This window comes from Cognatishimia sp. F0-27, from assembly GCF_020667845.1.
Taxonomy (GTDB): Bacteria; Pseudomonadota; Alphaproteobacteria; order Rhodobacterales; family Rhodobacteraceae; genus JAFMPQ01.
In genome coordinates, this window is the sequence record NZ_JAFMPQ010000005.1 from 75,151 (window position 1) to 91,266 (window position 16,116).

Annotated in this window: 11 protein-coding genes and 1 tRNA gene; 8 read left to right on the plus strand and 4 right to left on the minus strand. The window is 62.0% G+C overall.

The annotated features are described in order from the left end of the window. Window positions 1–95: 95 nt before the first annotated feature. Window positions 96–1,667: an ABC transporter substrate-binding protein gene (locus J1C49_RS04505; RefSeq protein ID WP_227444613.1), complete on the minus strand. Its 1,572-nt coding sequence runs from the start codon at window positions 1,665–1,667 to the stop codon at window positions 96–98. Between the two features lie 255 nt (window positions 1,668–1,922). On the opposite strand from J1C49_RS04505, the gene argE reads away from it, so the two are divergent. Further along, window positions 1,923–3,092, plus strand: coding sequence for an acetylornithine deacetylase (argE, locus tag J1C49_RS04510; protein ID WP_227444614.1), 1,170 nt, complete (start codon window positions 1,923–1,925; stop codon window positions 3,090–3,092). 9 nt (window positions 3,093–3,101) lie between these two features. On the opposite strand, the gene J1C49_RS04515 is transcribed toward argE, so the two are convergent. Beyond that, the gene (locus tag J1C49_RS04515) at window positions 3,102–4,559 is read right to left on the minus strand and encodes a M81 family metallopeptidase (RefSeq protein WP_227444615.1); all 1,458 of its coding nucleotides are present in this window, start codon (window positions 4,557–4,559) and stop codon (window positions 3,102–3,104) included. Next, on the minus strand, window positions 4,556–6,103 hold the full coding sequence (locus J1C49_RS04520) for a M81 family metallopeptidase (RefSeq protein ID WP_227444616.1): 1,548 nt from the start codon (window positions 6,101–6,103) through the stop codon (window positions 4,556–4,558). Before J1C49_RS04520 ends, J1C49_RS04515 begins: the two co-directional genes overlap by 4 nt. A gap of 1,201 nt (window positions 6,104–7,304) precedes the next feature. Here J1C49_RS04520 and J1C49_RS04525 point away from each other — a divergent pair. Beyond that, window positions 7,305–9,560, plus strand: coding sequence for a calcium-binding protein (locus J1C49_RS04525; RefSeq protein WP_227444617.1), 2,256 nt, complete (start codon window positions 7,305–7,307; stop codon window positions 9,558–9,560). A gap of 1,147 nt (window positions 9,561–10,707) precedes the next feature. Here J1C49_RS04525 and J1C49_RS04530 read toward each other — a convergent pair. After that, a tRNA-Ser gene (locus tag J1C49_RS04530) sits at window positions 10,708–10,797 on the minus strand. A gap of 212 nt (window positions 10,798–11,009) precedes the next feature. Between J1C49_RS04530 and J1C49_RS04535 the strand changes: the two genes are divergently transcribed. From J1C49_RS04535 to proB, 6 genes are all read left to right on the plus strand, one after another. Then, complete coding sequence (locus J1C49_RS04535) at window positions 11,010–11,864, plus strand: hypothetical protein (protein ID WP_227444618.1); 855 nt, start codon at window positions 11,010–11,012, stop codon at window positions 11,862–11,864. Window positions 11,865–12,135: 271 nt separating this feature from the next. Then, window positions 12,136–12,768: a 50S ribosomal protein L21 gene (locus tag J1C49_RS04540; RefSeq protein ID WP_227444619.1), complete on the plus strand. Its 633-nt coding sequence runs from the start codon at window positions 12,136–12,138 to the stop codon at window positions 12,766–12,768. A 12-nt stretch (window positions 12,769–12,780) separates the two neighbouring features. Then, a complete protein-coding gene (rpmA, locus tag J1C49_RS04545) occupies window positions 12,781–13,050 on the plus strand; it encodes a 50S ribosomal protein L27 (RefSeq protein WP_227444620.1) in 270 nt (89 codons plus the stop codon). A 204-nt stretch (window positions 13,051–13,254) separates the two neighbouring features. After that, window positions 13,255–13,794 (plus strand): GNAT family N-acetyltransferase, encoded by a 540-nt coding sequence (locus J1C49_RS04550; protein ID WP_227444621.1) that lies wholly within the window; start codon window positions 13,255–13,257, stop codon window positions 13,792–13,794. 159 nt (window positions 13,795–13,953) lie between these two features. Beyond that, window positions 13,954–15,009 carry a GTPase ObgE gene (gene obgE, locus J1C49_RS04555; protein ID WP_227444622.1) on the plus strand — a complete coding sequence of 352 codons (1,056 nt, stop codon included), beginning with the start codon at window positions 13,954–13,956 and terminating at the stop codon, window positions 15,007–15,009. Then, window positions 14,997–16,103 (plus strand): glutamate 5-kinase, encoded by a 1,107-nt coding sequence (gene proB / locus J1C49_RS04560; protein ID WP_227444623.1) that lies wholly within the window; start codon window positions 14,997–14,999, stop codon window positions 16,101–16,103. Before obgE ends, proB begins: the two co-directional genes overlap by 13 nt. Window positions 16,104–16,116: the final 13 nt, after the last annotated feature.

Below are 16,116 nucleotides of genomic sequence, written 5' to 3' on the forward strand. Positions count from 1 at the left end.
TCTAGGTGATGATCGTCCGGCAGCGTGGCGTTCGGACGTCGGTCGCGTGAAAAAATGCGGACCGGCGCATAGGCACCGGCCCGCTCTTGCTGTGCTTACTCGATCACGACGTTGGTCGGGCGCGTGTATTCATCCGTGCGGGGGATGTAGCGCAGACCCTGACGGGTGCCCCAGGTGTTCACCTGGAAATGCGTCGGGATCAGGCCCACTTCGCGCATGGCGATTTCCGTGGCACGGGCCAGCAGTGCTGCGCGCATGTCGTCATCCACGGTGTTCAGCGCCAGTTGAAGCGTGGCATCGAACGGCGCGCTGGAATACCGACCGCGGTTCGTCCGGCCGAGCCCGGTTTCATCGTTGCGGGTATGCAGGAGCGCACGAAGCGGAGAAGAGGCTTCGCCGGTTCCGGAGCCCCAGCCCACAAGCATCAGCGAGAATTCCGAGCCGTTCTCGTCACCCGTGGCGCGACCGAAATAGACCGAGCGTGGCATGGTCTCGACGGCGGTTTCGATGCCCACGCGGGTCAGCATCTGCGCAATGGCCTGCGCGATCTGCTCGTCGTTGATGTAGCGGTCGTTGGGTCCGTGGATCGTCAGTTTGAAGCCGTCCGGATAGCCCGCCTCGGCCAGCAACTGCTTGGCGCCCTCCGGGTCGTATTCCGGCACCTCGATCTGTTCGGACACACCGAAGAAGCCTTCAGGAAGGACTTGCCCGGCAGGGATCGCGATGCCTTCCATCACCTCTTCCACGATGGTGTCGCGGTCGATGGCCATCGAGATTGCCTTGCGGACATTCACGTCCTGAAGCGGATTGAAGATCTGGTTGCCGTCATTGTCGGTGACGAAGGGCGAATAGACCCGGCGGCTGTCCACATGCAGGTAGATCACGCGGTTCGACACGCCTTGGCTGAGCACGATATCCGGGTTGTCTTCCAGCGTCGCGATGTCGGAGGTCGGCACGCCCGAAATCACGTCGACATCACCGGCCAGAAGCGCGGCAACACGGGCGGCATCGGAGCTGATCGGCCTGTAGGTGACCGTGTCGAACTCCGGAGCGCCACCCCAGTAATCCGGGTTGGCTTCGAGGACGATGCTTTCGCCGGGGGTATAGCTCACGAACTTGTAGGGGCCGCTGCCGATGCTTGCGACACCGGAGTTGTAATCCTCTGTGGTCGCGTCCGGGTTTTCCGAACTGACGATCTGGATGGTCGACAGGTCGATCGGCAGAAGCGGGTAGGGGCCGTTGGTGCGGAACTGAAGGGTGTAGTCATCCACCACGGTGATCTCGGCGATACCGGCGGTGTATGTCGCGAAGGATGACGGGCTGTTCGGCACGTTCGGCACGCGTTCGTAGCTGAACACGATATCCTCCGCTGTCAGGTCGGAGCCGTCATGGAATTTCACGCCCTCGCGCAGCTTGAACTCCCAGACATCGTCCGCAATCGGACCCCATTCGACGGCCAGACCGGGCTCAAGCTGCTGATTGCTGTCCTGATGAAGCATGCGATCATAGATGAGGCCAACGATCTGATTGTTGTTGCCGGTGTTGTGATAGTGCGGATCCATAGCCGTGACTTCGGACGCCACCGCAATGGTGATGTCCTCCGCTTGAGCCACACTGCCCATGACAAACCCCACCGCGAATGTCGCGGCAGAAAGCGATTTCCACATTGACTGTACTCCCTGATAGCAGCCTTCCTTGCTGGCCGGGAGGCGCTCTTTTTCGGCCCTCACCGGTCAGCTACCTCGAAGGTTAGTCGCACTGTCGACGTTCTGGGAAGCGTTTTTTTGGTTTGCTTTGCCAACCGCCTGCGTCACAACAAGGGCGGCGCGTCTTGCGGGAGGCGCGACACTGCGCTGCGCAAACGGCACGCCCGCACGCCCCTGTTTGCCCAAGCGCCGACCACAAGACCCGGGGTTCGCGTCGTGACACCATCAGATCAGCCAAGCAGCATCGACCATCTCCGGGCATTGGTCGGGTTCGATACGGTCAGCCATCGCTCGAATCTCGCGTTGGTCGATTATCTGGAAATGACGTTGTCGGGGCTCGGCGCCCGGATCGAGCGCATTCCGAACGAAACCGGAGACAAGGCCAACCTCATCGCCAGTTTCGGGCCGGAAGATGTCCCGGGTTATATCCTGTCCGGTCATACGGACGTGGTGCCGGTGGACGGGCAGGCGTGGTCAACCGACCCGTTCACGCTCACAGAGCGCGACGGCAAGTTGTTTGGTCGGGGTGCGACCGACATGAAAGGCTTTCTGGCCTGTTGCCTTGCGCGTGCGCCACAGATGGCGGCGGCCCGGCTGAACGCGCCGCTGCATCTTGTCTTTTCCTATGACGAGGAGGTGGGGTGCCTCGGCGTGCGCGATGTCATCGATTGGATCGGTGAATGGGCCGTGCCGCCTCTCGGTTGCTTCGTTGGCGAGCCGACCGGCATGGATATCGTGACCAGCCACAAGGCAAAGCGCGCCTTCGAGGCGTCGGTGACCGGAAGTCCGGGGCATTCTTCGCGCGCGCCGTATTTCGTGAATGCGGTGGATTACGCGGCGGAGTTCCTCGTCGAGTTGCGGCGCCTTGGACGCGAGATCGAGGAAACCGGCGCCCGCGACCCGCTGTTCGACGTGCCTTTCACCACGACGCATGTGGGCGTGATCCATGGCGGCGAAGCACTGAACATCGTGCCGGAGCATTGCCGGTTTGAATTCGAGTTTCGCGCCCTTCCGAATGAAGATGTCGACGCCATGGCGGACCATATGCAGCGCTTCGTGGACACCGCGTTGCTGCCGCGCATGCAAGCGGTCAGTGCGAACGCGTCTTTCCGGCTTGAAAGCACGATCGCTTATCCCGGGTTGGACAGCGCGCCCGAGCACGAGATTGTCATCCTCGCCAAACGGCTGGCAGGCCGCAACGATCACCGCAAGGTGGCCTATGGCACCGAGGGAGGGCGTTTCAGCAAGACCGGCGGGATCCCGACCGTGGTATGCGGGCCCGGTGATATCGACAGGGCGCATAAGGCCGACGAGTTCATCACGCGCAACGAGCTGTCCGCCTGTGAGGCGTTTATCGACCGCTTGATCTCACATGCCAGCAGATAGGCGCGTGGCTCAAGGCCGGGCGTGCCTGTAGGGCAGGGCGGATATGTCCGCCGGCCCATAATCCGGCGTATCGACGATGACGATCCCGGCGGCATACCCTTCCCAAGCCGCCCGAAAATGCGTTTTTGATCGCAGCAGGATGATGTCAAAATCCGCCGGATCGAGATCGAACTGGTGGAAGGGATCAAAGTCGATCGCGCTCTGAGACAGGCTTGTGACGCTGATCATCAGGCCCTTCACATCGAGAAGCACGCTGTCGCCCAGCCGCACCTCGCTGCCGGCCCGCATCGCGCCGGTCCCGCGATAGGTGAAATCCGACCGCACCGCGGCGACTTTCGCCCTCACGGTCACCGGGCCGCCGGCAAGCGGCGCGGAATGCCCGCCGAGTGCCAGTGTGACCTCGCCACCCACGCCCGCCTGCATGGCAGTCCTGACCGCCCCGGGGTCCCAGAGAAACGGCACGGCGATGCGCGCGCGCTCCGCCGCGCCCAAAAGCATCCTGAGGCCGTGGGTGCTGTCATTGGCCCGGTCCGCATGTTCCAGCACGACCACCGGCCGGCTTGACCTGTCTGCAAGAGCGAGTGCCCGTTCAATGCCTTCGGCAAGACCATAAACGGGCGCGGCGGATGACAGCGCCGCGCGCGCCTGCGCCATCTTGCCGGACAGCTCTGCCGCCAGAGCCTCTGCCGTCGCCTTTGTCCCGTCGACCACGGCCACGACAGAGGCCCCGCAATTGGGCACGTCGGCATAGGCGAAGCCGGCAAACAGAGACATGTCCCGATAGTCCACGCTGTCCCCAGATTGCCGCGCGGCCTCCGCAACGAGATCTTTCAGCGGGGCAAGATCGGTGGCCGAAAAGATCGATGGCAGGATAAGGCCGGGTCTGGCGAGCGCCATGGCGGGCCGGATTTCCCCGGCCAGTGTTCTGAGCAGGCAGCGCGCCGCCCGTTCACCGGTCGCGCCCATGTCAATATGGGGCGAGTAGCGATACCCGAAGGCCGCCGTCGCCGCGTCGATCGACGCGGCGTCGAGGTTGGCGTGGTAGTCGAAGGCAACCATGATCGGCAGGTCCGGCCCGACAGCGGACCGTATCACATCCAGCGTCATCGCGTCGGGATCGAATTCATCCTGCGTCACCATCGCGCCATGCAGATGCAGGAGAACCCCATCAATCCCACCGTCCAGCGCCAGCAGACCCTCGACGATCTCCGCGCGATACTCCGCGACTGCGGCCTGATCGGCCAGCCCGGCCGCCCCGCCATCGGCGTGCAGGATCGGGATCGCCTCCGCACCGGCCGCGTCGATGACGCTCAGGAAACCGCCCATGACCGTATTGGAGCCCCGAAACCGGTCGAGCACGGCATGCCCGCGCACCGTGCATGCCTCAAACACATCTCTATGCGTGACATGCGGCAGGAAACTGGCGCATTCCATATGCAACCCGGCAAGCGCAATCCGATGGGTCATGGCAACAGGTCCAGCGATTGGAGATGCGGTATGGCCCAGTCCGGCGGTGTCCAGACGACGTCTGCATCCAGCGGGTAGACCGGACGGGGCAGCCCGCGGAAGGTGAAGTTGCTCAGGATCGGGCTGGTCAGCCCTTTGGTGTCGACCTCAAGCACCTGATCCGGATTGAAGAACTCGTCAAAACCGGCCCGGAAATGCCCGCGGCTTTTCACCACCACCGCCCGATATGCGCCGGGGTCAAAACCGAGATGCTCGAAATAGACCGGGTCCGCGCATTGTTTGCGATTGCTGGAGACGACCACTGTCAGCCCGCCGATCGCAAGGGCCGCCGTGGGGCCCAGATCCACCTGCCGTCCGGCAACCAGCCCGCGCCGTCCGACCACCCGCCCATCGCTGATGGCCAGAACCCGCGCGTCTGCGGAGAAAGGATCTCCAAAGCCGTCGGATCCGCGCCGCAGGAACCGGGCCGTGATCCGCGATCCGAGGCCCGCTGCGGTCGCCTCTCTTGCAAGGTCTGGATCGATGAACAGACCATAAAGCACATTCCCGGCCCCGGCCCCGATCAGAGCGCGCAGGAGATCGGTCGATGTCCCGCGACCGCCGCCCCCGGGATTGTCACCCGCATCAGACAGGATCCACCGCGCGCCATCATCGGCGGTGACGGCACGAACCGCCTCCGGAATACTGGTCAGCGTGCGGTCAAAGCGTTCCCGGTCCGCCCAGAGCAGCCCGGCAAGCCGCGCCGCCTCCCGCTCTGCGGTGGCGCGATGGGTCGCGGTCACCACCGTGGCAATGCCGTTATCCGGCGTGTCGCTGTAGACGAAACCGCCAAGCACCGTTGCATTGACGATCACGCCTTCCGGGTCAGTCAACTGCGCGGCATCGCGGATCCGTTCGGCATAGGCACCCGGTCCATCGGTCAGCAAGGTCACGCTCGTAGGTGTGAGCGGCAGACGCACCGAGGCCATGTGAACCCTGCACCCTGTGACCATGCGGGCAAGGATGACGGCGGCTTCGCGGGCGACATCGGCCTGATCGACATGGGGATTGGTCCTGTAGCCGATCAGGCAATCAGCGGCCGCAGCCATCCGATCGGACAGGTTTGCATGCAGATCGAGGGTGGCGACAATTGGAACATCCGGTCCGACGGCCTCCCTGACAACTTCCAGCAGCGCACCATCGGGATCCAGCGTTTCGACACCGACCATGGCCCCGTGACTGGCGATGTAGACCGCGTCAACGGGGTGTTGATCGGTGAGCCTGTGCCTGATCGTGTTCAGGACGTGCGCCAGCACATCCTCTTCCAGCGGACCGCCGGGTTCTGCCGCGGCCACAAGCACGGGAAGGATCTCGGCGTCGATATGCCGAGCGATTTCCTCCAGAAAGGCAGGGATTTCCGCCCCTTGGCGCGGCGCGTCGCATTGCGCGTCGGCCAAGATGGCATCGCCCTCCAACCAGGTCCGCAGGTCGAAATCCGCACGGCGGGTCGGCGGAGCAAAGCGATTGCTCTCAAGATGGAACCCGAGAACCGCGACCCTTGTCATGTCTCGGCACAGTCTGAAAGCGCTGATCGTGGTATCAAGGCAGGAGACCTTTCGCCGTTGACCCCATCTGGGTCGGGTTGGAGGGTGCCGGGTGTCTGGTCCGGACAGTCGCATGCGCTGGCCATCCCCGGCTGACCACCGATGGAGCTTTCCACGGCTGCCTGCCGGGGGGGCGACATTCTTTCCCATCAAGACCGCATTTTTGCGACGCCGCAAGACTGTCTGGCACGCAGAGCATGCACCGCGCTTTGCGGTGCGGGTGATAAAAGCACCGAATGACAGGCGCGCATCTGGACCGACCTATTGGCCCCTGAGGTCTTCCGCAGGGGGCTTTGCAAACCGGCGGCGCGCGCTCTGGCGCAACCGAGAGATGCCGGAAATGGAGGGGCAGGACCGCTATCCCGGCGACAAGGCGTCACCTGCAGCGACCTTGCAGCATCGCCCGGTGCCACGGTGTTGGCCTCTGAAACAATCCGTCTTTCGGCCTTTTCGCTGGCGGGCCATCGTTGCCCGGGAGGGCTGGCACGAGGCTGACAGGCCCCTCCGGCCTGCGGGATGAACCCGTCTTTGCGCCCCTGCGGAGAACGACGCCGGCTCGTGGTGCGCCCGCAGGCGGTGGCCTTCTGGACATGCCGTTCGGCAGAACTCGGATCGGGTTGGTCTCCGGCCCGGTCTGGATCTGCAGTCATGCGCTAAAGGACAAAGCGGGACGTCATTCGATGGGGGGAGCCACGGGCGAGGGCCACCTTGGAAGCCCGAAAAGTCGACGGAAAAGACGCTGCGCAAGAGCCCGATCGGGGGCGTATCACGGTTTGCCGCCGACCTATGCGCCGTCCGTCTTTTCATCATCGGTGCGCCCGCGCTTGGACCGGTGCCGCGTTTCGGAACCATCGTAATGCTGTTGCGACTGAGCGTTTTGCGCTGTTCGTTTCAGATCGACTGACCCGGGTCGACTCAAACGCCCCGTCCAACAACGGCCGTTGCTGCAACTCCCGCTATGGGAGCCGTGCTTGCGCAAGACCGGGAATGAAAATCGGTATGGGTGTCGATGCTATCGACCGGCCACACGCGCATCAGCCGATAGTGCCGTTGAAATGGCACCCGGATCATTTGATTGGCGCACCGAAAGACGATACCGTGGTTAAGCAAGTTTTCAGAGCATAAATATCTATGAAGCTTAATATGATAGAAGGGATTTTTCATGGAACCTGACATCAACCCGGACGACATCACGGTCGAAACAGAGATCACCCTCGATGGTTTCGAGACGTTTTCTTTGGATGGCAGGACTGATGGTGATGCAGGACCGGACTGGTTGCGCCTCGATGTCGTCGAAGGACAGACTTACGAGTTCCTACTCGATTCCATTTCTTCTCTTGCTTTCGACCTTTACGCAGAAGACGGCACGTTCCTTGCTGAATCCGAAGAGCTTTCCTCGTTTCAATACACCGTGCATCTGGAGTTCAACGCCGCCTCCACAGGCCCTGTTTTCATCGCAATCGAAGATGATTTTTTCCCTTCGTTTGATGAATATCAGTTCACGGCGCGGGCAATCGATGTCTCCGAGGACCTTCCGGATGAGCAACCGGGCGACCCCAGTGAAACCGCGTTGTTGCAGATCGTGGATGGGGCACCGGCCTCGATTGACTCCGCGCATGAATTGGAGGGCGACGTCGACTGGATCGCCCTTGCGCTTGAGGCCGATCAGAATGTGTCGATACGGGTTCAGAACACCTATTCCAATCCATTTTCCGATTTTGCGCCGTTTTCAGATCTTTTTGACGATGCGGGAAATCAGCTGACCTCTATTTCGAGCTTGAGCAGTGGTGAAGACCTTCTCATTTTCTATGAGCCGGCGGAAGACGGGCTCTATTATCTCCAGACCCGTGGGGGATCCTTCGAATACAACAGTTCGTATCGGGTCACGCTTGCCGAAGATCTGAGGGAGACCGAGCCGGATGTCACCCTGTCGGCAGGGGATAGGCTTGAGAGCGATCTGGTGGGCCAGAGCGATACCGATGCCATTGGTCTCAGTGTCGACGAAGTCGCGCTTTACACGCTGACCATGCGGTTCACGGATCCTGATCTTATTCTTGCTCAGAGCTATCGGTCGGGGCTGCTCGACGTCATGGTTGACGGCACCGATTTGGAACCGCGCGAGGTCATTGCAGGCGAAAACAGCATTGATTTTGTATATGCCCTTGCCGGTGCTCAGAGTGGATCGCTGCTCGCAACGGTGAGCTACAACGACATTTTCCTCGAAGAACGGAGGCTTGAATACACGGCCATTTTCGACTCCGTCGAGATCGAACGCGCGACAGGCACCTTTGACAGCGAGCAGATGGATGGCAGCGCGGCGACGGACTTCATCCGTGCGCTGGCCGGGAACGACACCGTTTTCGGATCGGACGGCGCGGACAGTCTTTACGGCAATTTCGGCAACGATGTTCTGGATGGCGGAGCGAATTCGGATCGGCTCGAGGGCGGCGTCGGGTTCGACACGCTGTATGGACAGGACGGGAATGACGTCCTGTATGGCAGCAGAGGCTTTGACAGCCTGCTGGGGGGGGCTGGCGATGACCTGCTCTATGGCAATGCCGGGAACGACACGCTTGAGGGCGATGTCGGCGAGGACACGCTTGACGGGGGCCTTGGGCGCGACAGCCTGAGTGGGGGCGAAGGCAACGACGCCCTGTCCGGGTCCTCGGGGTTTGACACGATCGAGGGTGGAGACGGGCAGGACGAGCTCTACGGTGGCCTGGGCAATGATCTGCTCAGCGGCGGCACGGGACGCGACAGCGTCTATGGAGACCGGGGAGCAGACATCATCCTGGGCGGCGGCGCGAATGATCGTCTGTATGGCCAAGGCGGGGCAGACAGCATCGATGGCGGCCTCGACAATGACTTGATCTCCGGTGGCCATGGCAACGACACCCTCATGGGCGGTGAAGGAGATGACACGCTCTTTGGCAATCGGGGGATCGACAGCCTGATGGGCAACACCGGCAACGACACCCTGAACGGCGGGGGCGGAGCCGACGTGCTTGAAGGCGGTGCCGATTTCGACCAACTGAATGGGGATGCCGGGAATGACACGCTGATCGGAGGCCAAGGCGGTGACTTGCTGCGAGGCGGCTCAGGGAATGACAGCTTGTCTGGCGGCCTCCAGAACGACGATCTCGGTGGCGGTACGGGGGATGATATCCTGACGGGCGGTGCCGGCCGTGATACGTTTTCCTTCCACTTCGGCTTTGGACATGACACGATCACCGACTTTGAAGATGGCGTAGACCGTATCGAATTCAGTTTCGGGCTCCGCGGCGGTTTGGAGTATTCCGACCTCACGATCACCGAGGAGGACGGCGACATTCTGATCGCGACCCCGGCAGGCCAGACCATCCGTCTACTGGATGCGAGCGACAGCGTGGTCCTGACCGACGCGGATTTCGTGATCTGACACGGGCAGGGGCGTTTGGCTCGGTTGGAACGGATGCGAGCACGGTCAAGAGCTGACCCGATCCTGGCGTGTTGCGAGGCGTTTCCAAGCAGCGCGCCCTTGTCAGAGAGCCGCGACGTCGAGCAAGCGTTATAGCTCTCATCACGTGTTCAACGCATGACTCCTTCGGCGGCTTGAACCGTTTCTCCGTGCGTCTGATGTTGGAGGCAATACGCCGGGACCGGTGACCGAGGTGCTGGTCGTCTTTGCGAGGCGGTCACATCCCGTCAGGGGTCTTTGCTCTGGGGGCTGATTGCTCTCCGGACAGCGCCACTAAGCATACGTCCTTGGGGGAAGCGCCGAGACGATCTATGGATCGTTTCGAGACAGGCCAAAGTGAGATGTCTTTCGGGAATCTGAAACACTCACGATCTTCGCCGGAGCGAGACGGTTTTGCACCGTTTCTGGTGAAAATTCGCGCCAACCCGGCAATCGAAAAAGACAGACACCCGCAATCCGAAACCATTGACGGCCATCATCCATCGGTCTGAAGGTAGTAACGTGACCACAAAGGTAGATCTCAGAAAATCGGAAGTCGTTTACTTCCACAAAACAACCTTATCCGGTGAGGTTTTTCACATCGGCTCCGGCAAGATAGCCCGCGCATTTTCAGCACAGCGCGGCGTTGACTGGCTCGCATTCACCTCTGAGTTGGACAGCTATGACGTTGAGATAGTGGAATATCACCAGTGTCCCGCACGCGCCCGATTGAGAGAAGCAGAGTTGATTTTCGAGCTGCAACCGTCAACGAACACGCACCATCGAAAAGGTCCACACGGCCAAGTCTTGCGCGGATTTACCAAGAGCGGGCAGAGATGCGCGTGCAAGGCACCAGACTGCTACGGTCTTGAAGCGCAGCGATTATACCCTTAGCACCTGAAAACCCAAAATTCCCAGTCAGTCGCGACGCCCGATCCCCGCGCCGGTGAAAGAGGCGAGAAAGCCGCCATGTTGCGAGGGTGTTCTGCCGCTGGGTCCCTTGGTTCTCAAGAAACCACATGGCAGGATTCACGAAGGCTCTGCGGCCAAGCCACTAAATGCCTTGATGCATCGCACTAGCAATGCCGATCGACAGAATACTAAGATAGAAACCATCCGTCGGTTGGTGTGGCGGAGAGACAGGGATTCGAACCCTGGGTGGACTTGCGCCCACAACGGTTTTCGAGACCGCCCCGTTCGACCACTCCGGCACCTCTCCGCGGGGGTCTGGGTAGCGAGCGTTTAGCCGGTTCGCCGCAGTCGTGCAACCGCGAAATCAGCGATTTTTTCAGGCACCCGACGCTTGGGATTTTGCGAAATCGTGCCACTTTCCATCAAACCCTTGTCAGGGTGGGTGACCTTGACCTCGGCAGAGCTTATATGCCTTCCAACCGCGCGAGCGATGCGGCGATTTCGGATGCAAGGACTGTCATGACTCGATCTCTCTCAACCCGGCTCCCCGGTGAGGCACAAGGCTCAATCGCTGCACTCTTCGGGCTTTTGGCGAGTGTTCTGCTAGCCGCTCCGGCCCTCGCACAGAGCCATGACGACCTGCTCGACGCGCTCAAGACCGACGAAATGCTGGCCATCATGCGCGAAGAGGGCGTTGGTTACGGCGATGAACTGGCGCTGGATCTCTTTGCGTCGGGACAGAACCCGCGCTGGTCAGCGCTGGTCTCCGATCTCTACAACACGGACGCCATGCGGCAGGTGGTCTCCGAGACCTTCTCCGAGACGCTCGCCGAGCCCAATATTGCGCCGCTTCTCGACTACTTCGCCCATGGCGACGGGGCTTATGTGGTCACACTCGAACTGGCCGCGCGCCGGGCCATGGTTGACGAGACGGTCGAAGACATTGCCCGCAACGCTTACCAGTCCGCGCTGGCAGACGATGATCCGCGCCTTGTGCTGATCGACCGCTTCGTGGCGGCAAACGATCTGGTCGAGGCCAATGTCGAAGGTGCGCTCAACGCATCTTACCAGTTCTATCGCGGTCTCGTGGAGGGCGGTGCGTTCCGCATGACGGAAGAAGACATTCTTGCCGATGTCTGGGGGCAGGAAGAGGAAACCCGGATCGACACCCGCGAATGGCTCTATGGATTTCTTCTTCTGGCTTATGGGCCGCTCGACGATGCGGAGCTCGAAGGCTATGTCGAAATGTCAGAAAGCGCCCGCGGTCAGGCATTGAACCGTGCACTCTTTGCCGGGTTCAACGCGATGTATGACAAGATTTCCTATGGTCTCGGTCTTGCTGCGGCACAGCAAATGCAAGGACAGGACCTCTGAGCGTCAAACCGGCCCGGAACGCTTGACAAACAGGTTCGGGTTCACGATAAGCCGCGCACACAGGATGATGCGGGGCTCGCGCGCCCCGTGTTTTTGTTTTGTGAACACGATTGGCCCAGCAACTGGACGCCTTCTCGGCAACCGGTGATCGGGAAATAAAAACGATGACAACGCCCGATTGGCGGGCGCGCTGTCTGAGGTGGCAAGGATGCCGGAAACGCCCGCATTGTGACGGGGGCCGAAAGACGCGGTTGAAAAAAGGAAGACACGCATGTTTGCGGTGATGAAAACCGGCGGCAAGCAATACAAGGTTCAATCCGGCGACACGCTCCGCGTGGAGAAGCTGGCAGCGGACGCGGGCGAAACCGTGCAGTTCAACGACGTGCTGATGCTGGGCGGCGACACGACCGTCGTGGGCGCGCCGTTCGTGGCTGGCGCCGCTGTGCAGGCCGAGGTTGTCGATCAGATCAAGGGTGACAAGCTCATCCACTTCGTCAAGCGTCGCCGCAAGCACAGCTCGCAGCGCACCAAGGGGCACCGCCAGCAGCTCACGCTGCTGAAGATCACCGAGATCCTCGCCGAGGGTGGCGACAAGACCGGCGTGAAGGCAGCAATCGGCGCGGGCTCCGTGAGCGGTGGCACCGTCGCGGCAGCAAAGCCGGCGCCGGCGAAGGCCGTGGCCGAGGATGCCGGAGCGGCATCCGGTGCTGACGATCTCAAGCAACTGTCGGGCGTGGGCCCGGCGCTGGAAAAGAAACTGCATGAGGCCGGGATCACGACTTTTGCCCAGATCGCCGCATGGACCGAGGAAGACGTCGAGAAATTCGGCGAAGTTCTTTCGTTCAAGGGACGGATCGAGCGCGAAGGCTGGATCGAACAGGCCCAAAAGCTGGCCGGCAAGTAAGGAGACTAACCCATGGCACATAAAAAAGCAGGCGGTTCCTCCCGCAACGGTCGCGACTCAGCCGGTCGTCGCCTCGGCGTGAAGCTCTATGGCGGTCAGGCCGCTATTCCGGGCAACATCATCGTGCGCCAGCGCGGCACGAAGTTCTGGCCGGGTGAAGGCGTCGGCATGGGCAAGGATCACACGATCTTTGCGACCATCGAAGGCGCTGTCACGTTCCACAAGGGCCTGAAGGGGCGCACGTTCATTTCCGTGATGCCAACAGCCGAGGCAGCGGAGTAAGCCGACCTCACAGTCTGGATCAGACACACGGGATCGGCGCTCGCGCCGGTCCCTTTTGTTTTTCGGCAATCCCTTTCTGGGTCGGCTTAACCGGATATTCATCCTATCCGGGCCAGACCACGTCACCGGATTGCCAGAAACGCGCTGTAAGACGGGGCAGAATCGTCCCGTTTTCCCGTCCAATGCACGAAGAGGAGAGTGCAGATGGAGCTTGAGACCGTAATTGAACCGCTTGTGGTAGAAACAGAGCGCTTCATCCTGCGTCCGCTGCGTCAATCCGATGCCGGATTGATGGCGTTCTACGCGGCGGACGAACGTGTGGCATCGATGACCACCTCCATTCCGCATCCTTTGCCGCCGGGTGCCACCGAAGCCTATGTCACGCAGGCGCTGTCTGATGAGCGCGCCGAAGACGTCTGGGTGATGGATGCAACCAAATCCTCCGGGGCCGAGCTGATGGGGGTCATCTCGCTCAAGCGCATGGACCGCAACCAGTCCGAACTGGGTTACTGGGTTGCACCGCCGGCATGGAACACAGGGCTCGCGTCAGAGGCCGTGCGCGCGTTGGTCGATGCCAATCCGCTCGGCAATGCGACGATCTTTGCATCCGTCTTTCAGGACAACCCGGCCTCGGCCCGGGTTCTGGTGAATTGCGGTTTCGACTATATCGGTGACGCCGAGGCGTTTTCGGTGGCGCGCAATGCCAAGGTTGCGACCTGGACCTATCTCAAGACGCTTGCCTGATCGCGCAGCGCCACGTGAAGCGTGTCGTCCCTGAAGGCGATCGGGATGCGCGCCTTGACCGGTCAAACGCGAAAGCCGCGCAGTCTGTGCGCGATGCAATGACGCTTGAGCGGGGCGCGCGTTGCGACTACACCGCCCGCATCAACAAAGGCGATAGCGATGAAATTTCTCGACCTCTGCAAGGTTTATGTGCGATCCGGCGCGGGCGGGAACGGGGCGATCTCTTTCCGGCGCGAGAAATTCATCGAATATGGCGGCCCGGATGGCGGGGACGGTGGCCGCGGCGGGGATGTCTGGATCGAGGCGGTGGACGGGCTGAACACGCTGATCGACTTTCGCTATCAACAGCATTGGTTTGCCAAGAGCGGACAAGGCGGCATGGGCCGCAACCGCACCGGCAAAGACGGTGACGACATCCTTCTTCGGGTGCCTGTCGGAACGGAAATCCTCGACGAGGATCAGGAAACCGTGCTTGCGGATCTCGACACGCTTGGCGACCGGATTTGCATCGCCAAGGGTGGCAATGGCGGGTGGGGCAACCTGCATTTCAAGAGCGCCACCAACCAGGCGCCGCGCCGGGCCAATCCGGGCCAGCCGGGGGTTGAGCGCACGCTTTGGCTGCGGCTGAAGCTGATCGCGGATGTGGGTCTCGTGGGGCTGCCCAATGCGGGAAAGTCGACCTTCCTTGCTGCAACTTCCAATGCGCGCCCGAAGATCGCGGATTACCCGTTCACGACCCTGCATCCCAATCTGGGTGTGGTGGCGGTCGATGGCACGGAATTCGTGGTTGCCGACATTCCGGGGCTGATTGAGGGCGCGAGCGAGGGCCGGGGGCTTGGCGATATCTTTCTCGGCCATATCGAGCGGTCGGCAATCCTTCTCCACCTTGTCGACGGCACCTCCGGGACGCTGATCGAGGACTGGAACACCATCATTGCCGAGCTTGAAGCCTATGGCGCCGGGCTGGCCGACAAGCCTCGCGTCACCGTTCTCAACAAGATCGATGCGCTGGACGAGGAAGAGCGCGCTTTCCTGAAGGACGAACTGGAAGCCGCCGGGGCGCAGGGCGTCATGCTCATGTCCGGCGCCACGGGCGAGCATGTGACGGATGTGTTGCGGGCTTTGCGCCCGGCTGTCGAGGCGCGACGCGAGGCGGATCGGCGCGCGCGGGACGGCGTCGAGGAAGATGAGGAGGACGGGTCTTGGCAACCCTGACCGATGCCCGGCGGGTTGTCGTCAAGATCGGCTCTGCTCTGCTTGTGGATCGCAAGACCGGGGCGCTGCGGGCCGCATGGTTGCAATCGCTGGCGGCGGACGTGGCCGAACTCAAGGCGCGCGGCGCGGATGTCATCCTCGTCTCCTCCGGGTCTATCGCCTTGGGGCGCGGCGTGCTGAAGCTCGGGGAAGCCGCGCTGCCGCTTGAGCAGTCGCAGGCAGCGGCCTCTGTTGGTCAGATCCGCCTCGCGCGGGCCTACGAGGAAGCGCTTGCCCCGCATCAGATCACCACGGGTCAGGTTCTTGTGACGCTGGAAGACAGCGCGGACCGGCGCCGTTATCTCAACTCGCGTGCAACCCTTTCGACCTTGCTGTCGCTTGGTGTTGTGCCGATCGTGAACGAGAACGACACGGTTGCGACGGATGAGATCCGCTATGGAGACAATGACCGGCTCGCCGCGCAGGTTGCGGTGACGGTGGGCGCCGATCTTCTGGTCCTTTTGTCGGATGTCGATGGTCTATACACCGCGAATCCGGTCTCTGATCCGACGGCCCGGCGATTGCCCGTGATCGACGCGATCACGCCCGAGATCGAGGCCATGGCCGGAGACGCCGGGTCCGGGCTTTCGAAAGGCGGGATGAAAACCAAGGTCCTTGCGGCCAAGACGGCAACCGGGGCGGGCTGTGCCATGCTGATTGGCGAAGGGGCGGGGTTGCATCCGCTGCGCGCCCTGCGCGATGGCGCCAACAGCACGGTGTTCACCCCGCAGCTGGATCCGCACGCGGCGCGCAAACGCTGGATCGCGGCGATGAAACCGCAGGGGACGGTGTTTGTGGACGACGGTGCTGCGCGCGCTCTGGACAGCGGCAAGTCCTTGCTTCCGGCGGGTCTTGCACGGGTAAGCGGCGCCTTCGGTCGCGGCGATCCCGTGACCATCTGCAGCGCGCAGGGGCGCGCCCTCGGGCAGGGGCTGAGCCGCTATACCGCAGAGGAAGCCCGCCGCATCGCGGGCCACCGCAGTGACGAAATCGAGGGGCTGCTTGGATATCCGGGCCGCGCGGTGCTGATTCACCGCGATGACATGGCCCTGTAACCGCGGGCGGGTT